This window comes from Kitasatospora sp. NPDC001261, from assembly GCF_042896795.1.
Classification (GTDB): domain Bacteria; phylum Actinomycetota; class Actinomycetes; order Streptomycetales; family Streptomycetaceae; genus Kitasatospora.
In genome coordinates this window covers 121,059-137,388 of record NZ_JBIAXP010000007.1, presented here as the reverse complement: position 1 = coordinate 137,388, position 16,330 = coordinate 121,059, and the positions used below count along the sequence as shown (strand labels likewise).

At 72.6% G+C, this 16,330-nt stretch carries 12 protein-coding genes; 9 read left to right on the top strand and 3 right to left on the bottom strand.

The features are described from left to right. Window positions 1-62 precede the first annotated feature (62 nt). Window positions 63-1,070: a non-homologous end-joining DNA ligase gene (ligD, locus tag ACFY4B_RS11855; RefSeq protein WP_181970480.1), complete on the top strand. Its 1,008-nt coding sequence runs from the start codon at window positions 63-65 to the stop codon at window positions 1,068-1,070. Window positions 1,071-1,093: 23 nt separating this feature from the next. On the opposite strand, the gene ACFY4B_RS11850 is transcribed toward ligD, so the two are convergent. Next, the gene (locus ACFY4B_RS11850; protein ID WP_387823892.1) at window positions 1,094-2,299 is read right to left on the bottom strand and encodes an 8-amino-7-oxononanoate synthase; all 1,206 of its coding nucleotides are present in this window, start codon (window positions 2,297-2,299) and stop codon (window positions 1,094-1,096) included. A 177-nt stretch (window positions 2,300-2,476) separates the two neighbouring features. On the opposite strand from ACFY4B_RS11850, the gene ACFY4B_RS11845 reads away from it, so the two are divergent. Genes ACFY4B_RS11845 through ACFY4B_RS11830 form a run of 4 tightly spaced genes read left to right on the top strand, consistent with a single transcriptional unit; the run spans window position 2,477 to window position 6,669 of the window. After that, window positions 2,477-2,929 (top strand): hypothetical protein, encoded by a 453-nt coding sequence (locus ACFY4B_RS11845; RefSeq protein WP_387967455.1) that lies wholly within the window; start codon window positions 2,477-2,479, stop codon window positions 2,927-2,929. Between the two features lie 31 nt (window positions 2,930-2,960). Continuing rightward, on the top strand, window positions 2,961-5,252 hold the full coding sequence (locus ACFY4B_RS11840) for a hypothetical protein (RefSeq protein WP_387967453.1): 2,292 nt from the start codon (window positions 2,961-2,963) through the stop codon (window positions 5,250-5,252). A gap of 6 nt (window positions 5,253-5,258) precedes the next feature. Then, window positions 5,259-6,014 (top strand): hypothetical protein, encoded by a 756-nt coding sequence (locus ACFY4B_RS11835; protein ID WP_387967451.1) that lies wholly within the window; start codon window positions 5,259-5,261, stop codon window positions 6,012-6,014. Further along, on the top strand, window positions 6,007-6,669 hold the full coding sequence (locus tag ACFY4B_RS11830) for a hypothetical protein (RefSeq protein WP_387967449.1): 663 nt from the start codon (window positions 6,007-6,009) through the stop codon (window positions 6,667-6,669). Before ACFY4B_RS11835 ends, ACFY4B_RS11830 begins: the two co-directional genes overlap by 8 nt. A 91-nt stretch (window positions 6,670-6,760) precedes the next feature. On the opposite strand, the gene ACFY4B_RS11825 is transcribed toward ACFY4B_RS11830, so the two are convergent. Beyond that, window positions 6,761-8,716 (bottom strand): PIG-L family deacetylase, encoded by a 1,956-nt coding sequence (locus ACFY4B_RS11825; protein ID WP_387967447.1) that lies wholly within the window; start codon window positions 8,714-8,716, stop codon window positions 6,761-6,763. 483 nt (window positions 8,717-9,199) lie between these two features. Here ACFY4B_RS11825 and ACFY4B_RS11820 point away from each other — a divergent pair, with 483 nt between their 5' ends. Beyond that, entirely contained in the window at window positions 9,200-11,692 is a 2,493-nt protein-coding gene (locus ACFY4B_RS11820) for a DEAD/DEAH box helicase (RefSeq protein ID WP_369808340.1), read from the top strand. A gap of 106 nt (window positions 11,693-11,798) precedes the next feature. Here the strand turns inward: ACFY4B_RS11820 and ACFY4B_RS11815 are convergent, their stop codons facing one another. Beyond that, entirely contained in the window at window positions 11,799-12,650 is an 852-nt protein-coding gene (locus ACFY4B_RS11815; RefSeq protein WP_387967445.1) for a hypothetical protein, read from the bottom strand. Window positions 12,651-12,943: 293 nt separating this feature from the next. On the opposite strand from ACFY4B_RS11815, the gene bioB reads away from it, so the two are divergent. From bioB to bioD, 3 genes are read left to right on the top strand one after another with little or no spacing between them, the layout of a single operon-like run. Then, window positions 12,944-14,191, top strand: a complete 1,248-nt coding sequence (bioB, locus tag ACFY4B_RS11810; protein WP_387967443.1) for a biotin synthase BioB — start codon at window positions 12,944-12,946, stop codon at window positions 14,189-14,191. 38 nt (window positions 14,192-14,229) lie between these two features. Beyond that, window positions 14,230-15,534: an adenosylmethionine--8-amino-7-oxononanoate transaminase gene (locus tag ACFY4B_RS11805; RefSeq protein ID WP_387967441.1), complete on the top strand. Its 1,305-nt coding sequence runs from the start codon at window positions 14,230-14,232 to the stop codon at window positions 15,532-15,534. Then, on the top strand, window positions 15,531-16,265 hold the full coding sequence (gene bioD, locus ACFY4B_RS11800; RefSeq protein WP_387967439.1) for a dethiobiotin synthase: 735 nt from the start codon (window positions 15,531-15,533) through the stop codon (window positions 16,263-16,265). Before ACFY4B_RS11805 ends, bioD begins: the two co-directional genes overlap by 4 nt. The last annotated feature ends 65 nt before the right edge of the window (window positions 16,266-16,330 follow it).

The following is a 16,330-nucleotide window of genomic DNA, read 5'->3' as shown; positions in this document are numbered from 1 at the left end:
ACGATCCTCGCCCGCTTCGCCCCGGGGCGCGCGCCGGGCGCCCGGCCCTTAGCGTGAAGGGCATGGGCTCAGCCGTGGAACTGGAAGTCGCCGGGCGCACCGTCCGGCTGTCGAACCCGGACAAGGTGTACTACCCCGAGCGCGGCTTCACCAAGCTGGACGTCGCGCAGTACTACCTGGCCGTCGCCGACGGGGTGCTGCGCGGACTGCGCGACCGGCCGACCACCCTGCAGCGCTTCCCCGACGGGGTGGACGGCGAGTTCTTCTACCAGAAGCGCGCGCCCAAGGGCCTGCCGGAGTGGCTGCCCACCGCCCGGATCGAGTTCCCCAGCGGCCGCTCCGCCGACGAGATCTGCCCCACCGAGCCGGCCGCCGTCCTGTGGGCCGCCAACCTGGGCTGCCTCACCTTCCACCCCTGGCCGGTGCGGCGCTCCGACACCGGCCACGTCGACGAGCTGCGCATCGACCTCGACCCGCAGCCCGGCACCGACTTCCACGACGCCGTCCGCGCCGCCCACGAACTGCGCGCCCTGCTGGAGGAGTACGGGCTGCGCGGCTGGCCCAAGTCCTCCGGCGGGCGCGGCCTGCACGTGTACGTGCCGCTGGTGCCCGAGTGGACCTTCACCGACGGGCGGCACGCGGTGATCGCCCTCGGCCGGGTCCTGGAGCAGCGGATGCCCGGGAAGGTCACCACCGCCTGGTGGAAGGAGGAGCGCGGCGAACGGATCTTCGTCGACTACAACCAGATGGCCCGCGACCGCACCATCGCCTCCGCCTACTCCCTGCGCGCCCGGCCCCGCGCCACCGCCTCCGCCCCGCTGCGCTGGGAGGAACTGGACGACGCCGCCCCCGAGGACTTCGACCTGCGCACCGTCCCCGCCCGCTTCGCCGAACTCGGCGACCTCAACGCCGGGATGGACGGCCAGGCCTTCCGCCTGGAGCCCCTGCTGGAGCTGTACGACAAGCAGCTCCACGACGAGGGCCTCGGCGAACTCCCCTACCCGCCCGACCACCCCAAGGCCGCCGGCGAACCCACCCGGGTGCAACCGAGCCGGGCGAAGAAGAAGTAGGACGCTCCGTCCGCTCCGGAGCCTCAGCCCCGCGCGCCGACCGGGGCCAGCTCGGCGACGATGCGGACGGCCTCGGCGATCTGCCCGTCCGTCAGGTCGCCCCGGGCGGTGAGGCGCAGGCGGGAGATGCCGTCCGGGACGGACGGCGGGCGGAAGCAGCCGACGGCGAGGCCCGCGCGGCGGCAGTCGGCGGCCCAGGCGACGGCGGCCTCCGGGCCCGGGGCGCGGACGGAGACCACCGCGGCCTGCGGCTCGCAGGCGTGCAGCCCGGCGGCGGTGAGCTGCCGGGCCAGGGTGCGGGCGACCTCGCGGGCGCGCTCGGCGCGGGCCGGCTCGGCGCGCAGCAGGCGCAGCGCGGCGAGGGCGGCCCCGGCGGCGGCCGGGGCGAGGCCGGTGTCGAAGATGAAGGTACGGGCGGTCTCGGTGAGGTGCCGGATCACCCGGCGCGGGCCGAGGACGACGCCGCCCTGCGAGCCGAGCGACTTGGACAGGGTGGCGGTGGCGACCGTGTCCGGCTGCCCGGCCAGCCCGGCCGCGGCGAGCGCCCCGGTGCCGCCGGGGCCGAGCACGCCCAGCCCGTGCGCGTCGTCCACCAGCAGCGCGGCGCCGTGCGCGCGGACGGCCTGCGACAGCGCGGGCAGCGGGGCCGCGTCGCCGTCCACCGAGAACACCGAGTCGGTCACCACCAGCGCCCGCCGCTGCGCCCGCCCGGCGAGCACCTCGGCCACCGCCGCCGGGTCGCTGTGCGGGGCCCGGTGGACGTCGGCGCGGGAGAGCCGGCAGCCGTCGATGAGGGAGGCGTGGTTGTAGGCGTCGGAGACGATCAGGGTGTCCGGGTCGGTGAGCGCGGTCAGCGCCGCGAGGTTGGCCGTGTACCCGGAGGAGAACACCAGCGCGGCCTCCACCCCGCAGAACTCGGCCAGCTCCTCCTCCAGTTCGCTGTGCAGCGCCGTCGTCCCGGTCACCAGCCGCGACCCCGTCGAGCCCCCGCCCCACCGCAGCGCCGCGTCCGCCGCCGCCCGGGCGACCACCGGATGCCTGGTCAGCCCCAGGTAGTCGTTCCCCGCGAGGTCCAGCACCGCGTCGTCCGCCCCCCGACTGCGCAACGTCCGCGTCAGCCCCGCCTCCGCCCGCATCGCGGCCGTCTCGTCAAGCCAGTCGAAGACGTGCGCGGGGGCGGGAGCGGCGAGGACGGAGGGGCGCGGCTCGGCCGCGAGCGGATGGTTCATGCCCGGCACTCTGGCATGCCGCCGCGCGTCGGGCAATGTGCGGATCGGCACATATCGACGGGCCACTCCTGTCGCGATTCACCAGTTGTTAACCACATATCAATATCCAATTCATCGAATTCCTCGCCGCATAAATAGTAAGATCCATGCCGATCTTTACCTGGGGGGTATGGAAAAATGACCGACCTCGAATTCGAGCGCCGCATGAATCCGTGGCTCTTCGACGACAAGGGCAATCTGACCGAAGCCGCGAAGAAGCAGTTCCCGGACCTCGCCGGGGCCAACGCCGCCCCGGTCTCACTGGCCCCGGCGGGCGGCGGCAAGACCATCGCCGTGAACGCCGGCGCGCTCCAGCAGGCCGCGCAGAACGCCTTCGCCCTGCGGGACTCCGTCAAGACGGAGTGCGACCAGCCCGGCGAGCACGTCAACGCCGCCGCCGCGTCGCTCAAGGGCTGGAACCTCGGCGGCACGCTCACCGGCACCTGGGGCACCTGGAGCAACCAGTCCGCGAGCCTCCAGACCACCGTCGGCGAGGTCGGGACCAACCTGCAGACCACGGCCCGGAGTTACAGCAGGACCGACTCCGACATCCAGGCCAACTTCAACCAGACGCAGGGCGCAACCAGCTAGTCACAGCACACACGGGGGAAGCAGCACCACCATGGTGACGTACAGTCAGCTCAATCAGGTCGACCTCGGCAGCCTCGCCTCCGCGGCGGGCGACTTCGAGAGCCTCGTCCGCAAGTGGGACCTCACCCAGCGGATGCAGAACGAGGTCATCGGCACCATCCAGCAGTCCGGCTGGCACGGCGACGCCGCCGGGCTCGCCAACGCCAAGCTCACCTGGGCCCGCGACCAGATCCACGCCGCCTTCGAAGAGGCCTCGGCCCTGGCGAAGACACTGCGCGACGCCCACACCGAGATCACGGCCGCGAAGAACGACCTCACCACCGCGGTCCGGAACGCCACGGACGCCGGCCTCACCGTCGACGGCGAGGGCGCGGTCCACTGGCCGCCGCCCACCAACCAGGCGGACAAGAAGGACGCCGAGTACGCCAAGAGCTGGAAGGCCAAGGCCGAGACCGCCGCCAAGGCCATCGGTGACGCGATCGACCGCGCCACCGAGGCCGACCTCGACGCCTCCAGGGCCCTGGGCGACGACACCGGCAGCGACGGCACCGCGTTCAACGCCAACCCCGTCGGCGGCATCCCGGAGGAGGAGGCCAAGGCGGCCACCTACATCCTCAGCCTGGGCGACCAGGCCTCCGACGCCCAGCTCAAGCACCTCCAGGACATCCTGGACCACCACAAGAACGACCCGCGGTTCGCCACCTCCTTCTACGGCAACCAGGACCCGGCGACCTTCATGGCCAAGTACGGCGCGATGGCGCAGAGCGGCGACTACGCCAACAGCTCGGCCCGCACCGCGGCGATCAAGGGCATCCAGCAGGACCTGGGCCTCACCCTGGCCACCGCGACCGACACCAAACAGCCGCTGCACGTCTCGGACGAATGGGAGAAGAGGTTCCGCGCCGCCGGGGCCACCCAGATCCCGCTCCGGCCCGGTGCCGACCCCGCGAAGAGCCCGTACGGCTACCAGATCATGGCCAACCTGCTGCGGAACGGGTCGTACGACGCGCACTTCCTGAACCCGGTCGCCCAGCACATCACCCAGCTCACCCAGGAGAACCCGACCCGCTGGGAGGTCCCGGCCTACCGCAGCGGCGGCTACCCGTTCGACGAGTTCAAGTTCATCGGCCAGCCGGACAAGGACGGCAACCTCAAGGGCTTCAACCCGCTGTCCGGCATCCTGGACGCGTTCGGCCACAGCCCCGAGGCCGCCACCAAGTTCTTCAACGACCCGGTCACCACCTACAACCCGGACGGCAGCGTCAAGAGCACCGGCGGCCAGAACACCTACTTCAAGCTGTTCACCGACTCCGGGAACAACTCCGTCCTCGTCGACATGAACTACCCGCTGCGCCCGCTCGAAGGCGGCCCGGCCGACCCGTCCAACGTCGGGCCGCTCGGACACGCCCTGGAGGCCGCCGCCACCGGCCGCGCCTGGGACGACACCCAGGGCAAGTACCCGCCGCACACGCCGGAGATGAGCGCGGTGATGCAGCAGGTCGTGCAGCGCTTCGGCAACGGCGACGGACCGAGCCTGCTGCACGGCGGGGTGTTCGCCGACCTCAACGGCAGCGTCGGCAACATGACCGCCAACTACATCGCGGACATCGAGAACTCCCTGGAGGGACCGGGCGCGAAGGAGCCGACTCCGGGCGTGGCACCCGCCCCGGGTGTCGCCACCGAGTTCGCGCAGAAGGACGTCCAGCGGCTCCTGCTGGCCGTCGGTCGGGACACGGACGCGTACGCCTCCATCGCCACCGCCCAGCAGGCCTACCAGACCGCCCAGATCCAGCAGGTCATGGCCCACCCGGAGCTCCACAAGGACCTGGGCATGTCGATCGAGAACGTGACCAAGCCGGGTGGGATCGTCACCGGCCTGATCACCAGCGCCATGTCGGACGAGATCTTCCACAACCACGCGGTCTCCGACCAGGAGGTCAACGACGCGATCGACGCGAAGAAGGACATCGCCAAGACCGTCTGGGACTACACCGGCGGCGTCGCGGCCGAGAAGATACCCAAGGTCGGCGGACTCATCAACGACCAGGTCGACGAGATCATGACCAACGTGGCGAACAGCTACCACGTCGACACGACCAACCAGGCGGCGGACGACGCCGGAACCAAGGTGGCCACCTCGGTCACCGGTTCCCAGCAGGCGGTCGTCGACGCCGTCAAGAGCGCCGGCCGCGACGCCGGGCTCGACCCGAACTACCTGAGCGAGCTGGCCCGCCAGGGCTCGGCCAGCCTCGACGCCGGCTGCAACACCGGCCATCGCCTCTTCCAACAGCAACAGGCGGCAGCAGCCGCCGCCAAGGAGTGATGACCCGTGGTCGACGTCGCACACGTCATCCCGCGTTCGCCCGACGATCCTCCGCCACCGCCACCGTGGTGGCGGCGGCCCCGGGTGATGCGGCCCCTGGCCGGGGGCCTCGCCGTTGCCGCCGTCGTGGGGGGCGGGCTGTGGGCCTGGCAGCCGTGGCGGTCGTTGGAGATCGCGCAGAGTGCCTGCTGGTCCGCGCTGTCGAGGGACGACCTGAAGCCGCTGGCCGGGCGGTACGGGAAGGTGTACGAGACCGTGCCGCGGGCCCGGATCCAGACGCCGACCGCGCCGGACGAGCCCGGGATCCGCAGTACCGACTGCCGCGTCGTCTGGAATCCGGACGACGGCTCCGGAGGCTTCCTCCTCGAAGCCCAGGTCGCCCCCGCCTGGGACGGTGTCGACGCCGACCGCGCACGGGACACCGGGCAGCACCACGCCGTCGTCGACCTGGACTTCGGACCCGGCGCGGTGGGGCTGGCCGGCGGCGACCCGGATCACCCCGTCCGGCTCTACGTGCGGTGCGACTTCCAGGTCCCCACGGCGGACAAGCCCGACCGCAAGGCCCCGCCGTACATCCGCGTCGAGGTCGGTGGCGAACCGGTCGACGGAGTCTCCCCGGCCAAGGCACGCCAGGCGTACGCCGATGCCGCATTGAAGATCGCCCGGGTCGCCGCCGCCGAGTACCAGTGCACCAACCAGGTGCAGCTGCCCAGCGCCGCCCCGGCCGTGCCGGCGCTGCCGAAGGAGAAGGCCGATGGCTGAGCGTCCGCGCCGCCGCGGAGTCCTGCCGATCGCGCTCGGCGCGGCGGTGCTCGTGGCCGGGGTCGGCGGCGGGCTCTGGTACGTCAAGCCCTGGCAGGGGGTGGACGTACCGCAGAGTGCCTGCTGGAACGCGTTCACGCACGACGACCTCGCCACGCTGTCCGGCAAGGGCCACAAGACCCTCGCCTGGCAGGACGAGAAGGCGCTCACGGACCGGGAGTTCACCTACGACCCCGCCTGCAATGTCAGGTGGAAGGGCGACAACTCGCTGAGCCATGCGGTCGCGAACATCGCCACCCGGATTCGAGACGAGAAGTTCCAGCGGGCGAAGACCAAGGCCGAGGCGACGGGCTGGGAACCGAACCTTCCCGTGTCACTGGACTTCGGCCCGGGAGCCCAGGGCTGGTTGTTCCACGAGGGCACGGTGCAGCTGCTGCTGCGCTGCGACTACCTGGAGCAGAACGGACAGCCGTCCAGTTGGCCGTACCGCGAGATCACGATCACCGGCGACCGCTGGTCCTCGGACACTCCTGTCACCGAGGTCCACCGGATCCGCGTCGCCGCCGCCCTGCGCACCGCGAAGGCGATCGTCCGCACCCAGGGCTGCACGAACGCGCCGCAGCTGGCCGAGCAGCCGCCCACCGCTCCCTTCTGACCCGTCAGTCGCTGCCCCTCGGGTGGCCTCGCCGGTCATCCGCTCCGGCGGCTGTTCGGGAGTGCTCCCGAACAGCCGCCGGAAGAGGCGGTCAGAGCGGCAGGCTCTGCCAGGGGTCGAAGGTGGTGGGGGTGGTGGCCGTGCGGAGGTACACCCGGCCGTCGGTGCCGATGGCGAAGAGGTGGAGGACGCCGGTGCCGTCGGTGAGGGCGGCCGGGTGGTCGAGGACGGTGCCGCCGAGGTCCTGCCAGGGGCCGTAGCCGCTGTCAGGGGCGGTCTGGGCGGTGGTGCTGACGCCGCCGGCGGCGTTGCGTTCGAACAGGACGACGCGGCCGGCGAGGGTGGCCGTGGCCGGTTCGCCGACGCCGCCGTGGCCGCCGAGGGGGGCCGGGGTCCGGCTCCACGGTCCGCCGGGCCGGGTCTGGTAGCTGACCAGCACCGCGCCGGTGCCGACCTCGCGGTAGGCGAGCTCGATGCGGCCGTCCTGGTCGAGGGCGGCCTTGGGCGGGCTGGCCGGGCGGGCGTCCGGGATCGGGTCGGGGCCGGTGAGGGCGCCGTTCGGGGTGCTCTGGTGCCAGCCGAGGACGGCGGTGCGGGTGGCGGCGAACACCTCGATCGCCCCGGCGCCATTGCGGATCGCGGTGACCGGGTCCTGGAGGTCGGTGCCGCCGAAGTCCGTCCAGGTGCCCGTCCACACCCCGCCCGGGGTGGTCTGCCGGATGCCGCTGAGGCCGCCGCCGCCGTTCTTGACGAAGAGTTCCAGCCGCCCGTCCAGGGAGTTGGCGACGGCGGGTACGCCGACCTGGTCCTCGTTGCCGAGTCCGGTGTTGGGGTTGCCGTGGTCGGCCCAGCTGTCCCACCAGCGGCCGTTGGGCACGGCCTGCGGCAGGGAGAGGAGGTGGTGGTCGGTGAGGCGGCGGGCGAAGACCTCCAGTCGGCCGTCGGCGTTGGTGCCGACGGCGATGCCGGGGGCGATCCGCCCGCCGGGGTCGGCCATCCGGAGCGGGCCGCCCCAGCTGCCGTCGGCCTGGCGCCAGTAGGTGTGGAGGGCGCCGGCCCGGACGACGAAGACCTGCGGGCGGCCGTCCTGGTTGAGCCCGGCCCAGGAGGTGCCGCGCGACCAGCGGTAGTACATCCGGGAGAACCAGAGGGCGGAGTAGTTCCCGTCGGAGTGGTCGTGGCCGGCGTACTCGGAGAAGTACACGCCCTTGGCGCCGGCCGTCGCCGGGTCGAGGTTCACCGGGGCGTCGCCGATGTTGTAGTCCCGGTAGTTCACCTGGATCAGGTTGCCGCCGTAGAGGCCGGCGGCCTGGCCGGCGAACTTCGCGGCGGCGACGTGGTCGGAGTGGTCGCCGGAGTAGCGGCGGTCCGGGAGTTCGTCCTGGGCCCGGAGCACGGTCGGCCGGTAGGTCGCCATCAGCTGGCGCAGTACTTCGACGACGTCCGCGGCCGTGTAGGTGGACGGCCCGGACAGCGGGCTGTCCTTCGGGACGACGGTGGTGTCGGTGCCGCCGTTCAGCACGCCGCCGAGCCGGGCGTCGTGCAGGTTGAGGAAGATCAGGTGCACCGGCCGGCCCTTGAGGACGTACCGTTCGACCTGCTTGCCGGCGACCGTCCAGGCCTCGGCCGTCCAGTGGCCGACCTCGTCGGTGGCCGGGTCGGTGTCGCCGACCCCGGTCATCCGGGAGTAGGCGTTGACGGCGCCCATCTGCCGGTTCCAGGTGCGCAGCGGTTCGCCGGCGGTGTCCCAGCAGACGGTGGAGCACGGGTCGCCGGTCGCGTTCCCCGCGGTGACGAAGACGGTGACGGACGGCGTGCCGTCGGCGAGGGCGTTGGAGAGGTCCGGGTTCATGAAGAGGATGTCGTCGTCCTCGTGCGCGACGATCTGCATGAACAGCGGTCCGGAGCCGGTGGCCGCGGCTCCGGGTACGGCTGCGGCTCCGGGTTCGGCCGCGGCCGCGCGGGTCGCCGTCGCCTTGGTCAGGACGGGTGCGGCGAGGGCGGTGAGCGCGACGGAGGCGAGGAGTTGTCGTCGTCCGATTGCCATGGGATCCCCCAATTCGAGATCGGGACGTGAGCATGCCAGAAGGAGGTTAACCCATCCCCGCGTCCACAATGCCGTGCTCCGCATTCCGTGAACGTGTCGTACTGGAAAGACAGTTGACGCACGCTCAAACGTCTTCACCCACTTCCTTCCCGGTATCCTCGTTTCCGGACGAACCCGTTCCTCCGTCGGGCCGCGCACCCCGGCCGACCACGGCCTTTCCCCCGTTCCCGCCGGTTTCCCTCCGCTTTCCCGCCGGTCCGCCGCACGGTTTCCCGCCGGCTTTCCACCGGCTTCCCCCTGGTCCACCGCGCGCTTTACCGCCGGTCCGCCGCGACGCCCCGGAGCGGGACGGACGCCCCGCCGCCGTCCCGCACCGCCTGATCGACGTCCGCGGAACCCCCTCCGGCCCTCCCCTCGCGGCACCGGGCTTTGCCCGGGGTGGCGGCGAGCAGGCAAGATAGCCGGGTGACCCTCCTTGATCTGATGCCGAAGCCCGCCACCCCCGACGCGCTGTACGAGACGTTCGCAGCCTGGTCGGAGGAGCGCGGGATCACGCTGTACCCGGCACAGGAGGAGGCGCTGATCGAGCTGGTGTCGGGGAACAACGTGATCCTCGCGACGCCGACCGGGTCGGGCAAGAGCCTGGTGGCGGCGGGGGCGCACTTCGCCGCGCTGGCGGAGGGGAAGCGGACCTTCTACACCGCGCCGATCAAGGCACTGGTCTCGGAGAAGTTCTTCGACCTGGTGAAGATGTTCGGCACCGAACAGGTCGGCATGATGACCGGCGACGCGAGCGTGAACCCGACCGCGCCGATCATCTGCTGCACCGCCGAGGTGCTCGCCCAGATCGCGCTGCGCGACGGCACCCGGGCGGACATCGGCCAGGTGGTCATGGACGAGTTCCACTTCTACGCGGAGCCGGACCGCGGCTGGGCCTGGCAGATCCCGCTGCTGGAGCTGCCGCAGGCGCAGTTCCTGCTGATGTCCGCGACGCTCGGCGACGTCCGCCGCTTCGAGGAGGACCTGACCCGCCGCACCGGCCGGCCGACCACGGTGGTGCGCAACGCGACCCGCCCGGTGCCGCTGTTCTACGAGTACCGCCGCACCTCGATGCACGAGACCCTGGAGGAGCTGCTGCAGACCGGCCAGGCCCCGGTCTACGTCGTGCACTTCACCCAGAAGGAGGCGGTGGACCGGGCCCAGTCGCTGATGAGCATCAACATGTGCTCGAAGGCGGAGAAGGAGGCCATCGCCGACCTGATCGGCGGCTTCCGCTTCACCACCAAGTTCGGCCGCAACCTGTCCCGTTACGTGCGCCACGGCATCGGCGTGCACCACGCGGGCATGCTGCCGAAGTACCGCCGGCTGGTCGAACGCCTCGCCCAGGCGGGCCTGTTGAAGGTCATCTGCGGCACCGACACGCTCGGCGTCGGCGTCAATGTGCCGATCCGCACGGTGCTGTTCACCGCCCTGTCCAAGTACGACGGGCAGCGCGTGCGCATCCTGCGCGCCCGCGAGTTCCACCAGATCGCCGGCCGGGCCGGCCGGGCCGGCTTCGACACCGTCGGCCAGGTGGTGGCCCAGGCGCCGGAGCACGTGATCGAGAACGACAAGGCGATCGCCAAGGCCGGGGACGACCCGAAGAAGAAGCGCAAGGTCGTCCGGAAGAAGGCCCCGGAGGGCTTCGTCGGCTGGACCGAGGAGACCTTCGACAAGCTGATCGGCGCCGACCCGGAGCCGCTGGTCTCCCGGTTCAAGGTGAGCCACGCGATGCTGCTGTCGGTGATCGGCCGCCCGGGCAACGCCTTCGAGGCGATGCGCAAGCTGCTGACCGACAACCACGAGGACCGGGCCGCGCAGCGCCGGCACATCCGCACCGCGATCGCCATCTACCGCTCGCTGCTGGAGGGCGGCGTGGTGGAGCGGCTGCCGGAGCCGGACGCCGAGGGCCGGATCGTCCGCCTCACCCTGGACCTCCAGGAGAACTTCGCGCTCAACCAGCCGCTGTCCACCTTCGCGCTGGCCTCCTTCGAACTGCTCGACCCGACCTCGCCCTCGTACGCGATGGACGTCGTCTCCATCGTCGAGGCGACCCTGGACGACCCGCGCCAGATCCTCGCCGCGCAGCAGAACAAGGCCCGCGGCGAGGCCGTCGGCGAGATGAAGCGCGACGGCATCGAGTACGAGGAGCGGATGGAGCGGCTCCAGGAGATCACCTACCCGAAGCCGCTGGAGGAGCTCCTCACCCACGCCTACGAGGTGTACCGCCGGGCGCACCCGTGGATCGGCGACCACCAGCTCCAGCCGAAGTCGGTGGTCCGCGACCTGTACGAGCGGGCGATGACCTTCTCGGACTACGTCGGCTTCTACGAGCTGGCCCGCACCGAGGGCATCGTGCTGCGCTACCTGGCCGGCGCGTACAAGGCGCTGGAGCAGACCGTCCCCGAGGACGTGAAGACCGACGACCTCAAGGACGTCATCGCCTGGCTCGGCGAGCTGGTCCGCCAGGTCGACTCCAGCCTGCTGGACGAGTGGGAGCAGCTGGCCAACCCGACCGAGCCGCAGGCCGCCGAGGTGCGGCTGGACGACAAGCCGGCGCCGGTCACCGCCAACGCCCGCGCCTTCCGCGTCCTGGTGCGCAACGAGATGTTCCGCCGGGTCGAGCTGTGCGCGCTGGAGCACTACGAGGAGCTCGCCGACCTGGACGGCGAGTACGGCTGGGACGCGGACCGCTGGGCGGACGCCATGGACGGGTACTGGGAGGAGTACGACGACCTCGGCACCGGCCCGGACGCGCGCGGCCCGAAGATGCTGCTCATCGAGGAGGAGGACTCCTCCTGGCGGGTCCGGCAGATCTTCGACGACCCGGAGGGCGACCACGACTGGGGCATCAGCGCCGAGGTCGACCTGTACGGCTCGGACGAGGAGGGCCGCGCGGTGCTGCGGGTGACCTCGGTGGACCGGCTCGGCGGCTGAGCCGGCTGTACGTCGACGCCGGATGTACGTCGACGCCCCCGGAGGCTTCGGCTTCCGGGGGCGTCGTCACGTCAGAACGGGCCGCTGTCACAGCCGGGGAGCGCCGTCACATCCAGGCGAACGGCGACCCCGCCGCGTAGGAGAGCGCCCGGGTGGCCTCGTCCAGGGTCTGCTCGGTGCTGGGCGCCGCGCCGGTGGCCGGCTGGCCGGGCGTGGTCGGCGCCCCGGTGCCGCTCGGGGCGGAGCCCGCCGGGCGGCCGTCGCCGGGCCGCGAGCTGGTGACCGTCACGTAGTGCCCGACCGCCTCGACCCGCGGGTCGCCGCCCTGCTTGGCGCCCGGGGCCTGGACGGGGCCGGTGGTGGTGTCGGCGAGCATGAAGGCGACCGCCCCGGGCTTGGTCCGCAGGGCGTCGGCGGCCCTGGCGGCGGAGGGCTGGTCGGGGAAGCGCAGCAGGGTGACGCTGCTGAGCACCGGGTGGTCCTGGCCGCTGAAGCTGACGGTCAGGTAGCCCTGGCAGCCGGTGTCCTTCAGCGGGTCCTGGCCGCGGTCCTGGAGCACCTCGACGCAGTTCTCGCCCTGCCGGACGCCGTTGCGCCGCGCCTTGAAGGCGCCGACCTCGACCGGCCGCTGGGCGGGGAAGAGGTTGTCGACGTTGAGGGCCTCGGGGTCGGTGCGCGGCGGCGGGGCGCCCACCACGCGCGGCGTCGCGGACGAGTCCTTGGTGGACGGGCCGAGCCCGGGTATGTAGTCGCCGGGCATCGGGCGGGTGATGAGCCATCCGCCGGCCGCGACCACTCCGACGACGACGATCCAGCCGGCCGCTCGACGGCCCGTCAGCCGGCGGCCCCGCCTGAGGTCCGTCCCCCCGTCGGTGTCGGCGCCCCCGCCGGTCCGCTGCCCTGCCCGGTCGTCCCGGCTTTCTCCCGGAGTCGGGGTGTGCTCCCCCTGCGTGGTCATGGCGCAGAGTCTAAGCACCCCCGGCGTGGCGTGGATCACGGGGTCGGGGGTTGTGGATCATCGTCCGCCGGAGGCCGCCACCGGCCCGCCGCCGGTCGGCCGCCGACCGTCCGGCACCCCGCTCGCCGTCCCGGTCGCTACCGGCCGGTAACCGGAGGTCCGGCCCCGCGTCAAGCTCGTGACCAGCGGCGGAGCCGTGACCTTCGACACTGTGGCAATCGGCACATCCTCACACCGATCTTCTGGCGGGTTTGCTCTGGCGCCGCTCGATCGCCACCAGGCAGGATCGCCCCATGGATCTGCTCGATACCCTCACCGCCAAGGGCCTGCGCGGCGAAGTCCCGACCCGCGAGGAGGCCCTGGCCGTCCTCGCCACCACCGACGACGAGCTGCTCGACGTGGTCGCCGCCGCCGGCAAGGTGCGCCGCCGCTGGTTCGGCCGCCGGGTCAAGCTCAACTACCTGGTGAACCTGAAGAGCGGGCTCTGCCCGGAGGACTGCTCGTACTGCTCGCAGCGGCTCGGGTCCAAGGCCGAGATCCTCAAGTACACCTGGCTCAAGCCCGACCAGGCCGCCGACGCCGCCCGCGCCGGGGTGGCCGGCGGCGCCAAGCGGGTCTGCCTGGTCGCCAGCGGCCGCGGCCCGACGGACCGCGACATCGACCGGGTCACCGACACCATGGCCGCCATCAAGGACGCCGACCCCGAGGTCGAGATCTGCGTCTGCCTCGGCCTGCTCTCCGACAACCAGGCGGAGCGGCTCAAGGCGGCCGGCGCCGACGCCTACAACCACAACCTCAACACCTCCGAGGGCACCTACGGGACCATCACCAAGACCCACACCTACGCGGACCGGGTCGACACGGTGCAGAAGGCGCACGGCGCCGGGCTGTCCGCCTGCTCCGGCCTGATCGCCGGCATGGGCGAGAGCGACGAGGACCTGGTCGACGTCGTCTTCGCGCTGCGCGAGCTGGGCTCGGACTCCGTCCCCGTCAACTTCCTGATCCCGTTCGAGGGCACCCCGCTCGCCAAGGAGTGGAACCTCACCCCGCAGCGCTGCCTGCGCATCCTGGCGATGGTCCGCTTCGTCAACCCGGACACCGAGGTACGGATCGCGGGCGGGCGCGAGGTGCACCTGCGCTCGATGCAGCCGCTCGGCCTGCACATCGCCAACTCCATCTTCCTCGGCGACTACCTGACCAGCGAGGGCCAGGCCGGGCAGACCGACCTCGACATGATCAAGGACGCCGGCTTCGAGGTCGAGGGCGCCGGCGAGGCCACCCTGCCGCGCCACCGCGCGGACGTCGCCGAGGCCGCCCAGGCCGGCCACGCCTCCGGCGGCTGCGGCAGCGCGGCCTCCGCGTGCGGCAGCGGCGGCGGCTGCGGGCCGTGCGGCGGGCACGCCCACGGCCCCTCCTCGTCGGCCTCGCCCGCCGAGGAGGCCGCCGAGGACGCTGCGGACGCCCCGGACGACGAGCTCCGCAGCGACCTGGTGAAGGTCCGCCGCCGCGGCGCCGGCACCGAACTCGCGCCCAACGCCTGACGCCTGACGCCTGAACCCCACGGGAGAACCGCACCACCATGCCCCAGCCGTCCACCGACACGCTGCTCGCCCTCGACCGCGCCCATGTCTGGCACCCGTACGGGCCGATGCCCGGGACCGCCACCCCGTACGTGGTCGAGTCCGCCTCCGGGGTGCGGCTGCGCCTGGCCGAACCGGTCGCGGGCGGGCGGCGCGAGCTGGTCGACGGGATGTCGTCCTGGTGGGCGGCGATCCACGGTTACCGGCACCCGGTGCTGGACGAGGCCGTGCGCGACCAGCTGGGGCGGATGAGCCACGTGATGTTCGGCGGGCTCACCCACGAGCCCGCCGTCCGGCTGGCGGCCACGCTGGTGGAGATCACCCCGGAGCCGCTGCGGCACGTCTTCCTCGCCGACTCGGGCTCGGTGGCCGTCGAGGTCGCGATGAAGATGTGCCTCCAGTACTGGCAGTCCACCGGGCGGCCGGCCAAGCGCCGGCTGCTCACCTGGCGCGGCGGCTACCACGGGGACACCTTCCACCCGATGTCGGTGTGCGACCCGGACGGCGGGATGCACCACCTGTGGGGCGGGGTGCTGCCCGGCCAGCTGTTCGCCCCCGAGCCGCCGGCCGGGTTCGACGCCCCGCTCGACCCGGCGTACGCGGCGCGGTTCGAGGAGCTGATGGCCCGGCACGCCGACGAGCTGGCCGCCGTCATCGTCGAGCCGGTGGTCCAGGGCGCCGGCGGGATGCGCTTCCACTCGCCGGCCTACCTGCGGATGCTGCGCGACCTGTGCGACCGGTACGGGGTGCTGCTCGTCTTCGACGAGATCGCCACCGGCTTCGGGCGCAGCGGCGCGCTGTTCGCCGCCGACCACGCGGGCGTCTCGCCGGACGTGATGTGCCTGGGCAAGGCGCTGACCGGCGGCTACCTGACGCTGGCCGCCACGCTGTGCACGAGCGAGGTCGCCGACGGGATCAGCCGCGGCGAGGTGCCGGTGCTCGCCCACGGGCCGACGTTCATGGGCAACCCGCTGGCCTGCGCCGCCGCCAACGCCTCGCTGGAGCTGCTGCTCGGGCAGGACTGGTCGGTGGAGGTCAAGCGCATCGAGTCCGGGCTGGCCGAGGGCCTCGCGGCGGCGGCCGGACTGCCGGGCGTGAAGGACGTACGGGTCCAGGGCGCCATCGGCGTCGTGCAGTTGGACCGTCCCGTGAACGTCCCGGCGGCGACCGAGGCGGCGGCACGCGAAGGCGTGTGGCTGCGGCCCTTCCGGGACCTGATCTACACCATGCCCCCCTATGTGACGGAGGACGAGGACGTGGCACGCATCGCTGCCGCCGTGACCGCGGCGGCGGTGGCCGGATGAGCGCGCGCATCCTGTTCGTGACGGGGACCAACACGGACGTCGGCAAGACCGTCGCCACCGCGGCCGTCGCCTCGGCGGCGCTGCGGGCCGGACTGAAGGTCGCGGTGCTCAAGCCGGGGCAGACCGGCGTCTCACCCGAGGAGCCCGGGGACGCGGCCGAAGTCCGGCGCCTGGCAGGCGAACTGACGATCCGTGAACTGGTGCGCTACCCCGAGCCGCTGGCACCCGACACCGCCGCCCGACGGGCCGGGATGCCGTACCTCTCCCCCGCCGAGGTGGTGACCGAGGTCGCCGAACTCGCCGCCACCCACGACCTGGTACTGGTGGAGGGCGCGGGCGGACTGCTGGTCCGCTACGACGACGAGGGCCGCACGCTCGCCGACCAGGCCCGGGCGGTGCTCGACGCCGGGCTCCCGGCCGAGGTGCTGCTGATCGCCTCCGCCGGTCTCGGCACGCTCAACATCGTCTCCCTGACGGCGGAGGCCCTGGCGGCCCGCGAACTCCCCCTCGCGGGCGTGCTCGTCGGCTCCTGGCCCGCCGAACCCGGCCTCGCCGAGCGCTGCAACCTCGCCGACCTCCCCCGCTCCGCCGGCGCCCCCCTCCTCGGCGCCCTCCCGGAACGCGCGGGCCGCGCCGAGGACTTCGCCGCTCTCGCCGTCACCGCACTCGCCCCCGCACTCGGCGGCACCTGGAACGCCGAGCGGTTCGCGCACGCCCACCGGCCCGACTAGGCCGGGCCTCGTCGAGGGCGCGAAGCCGATCCCGGAACCTCCCGCGGTACGGCTGTCAGCCCAGT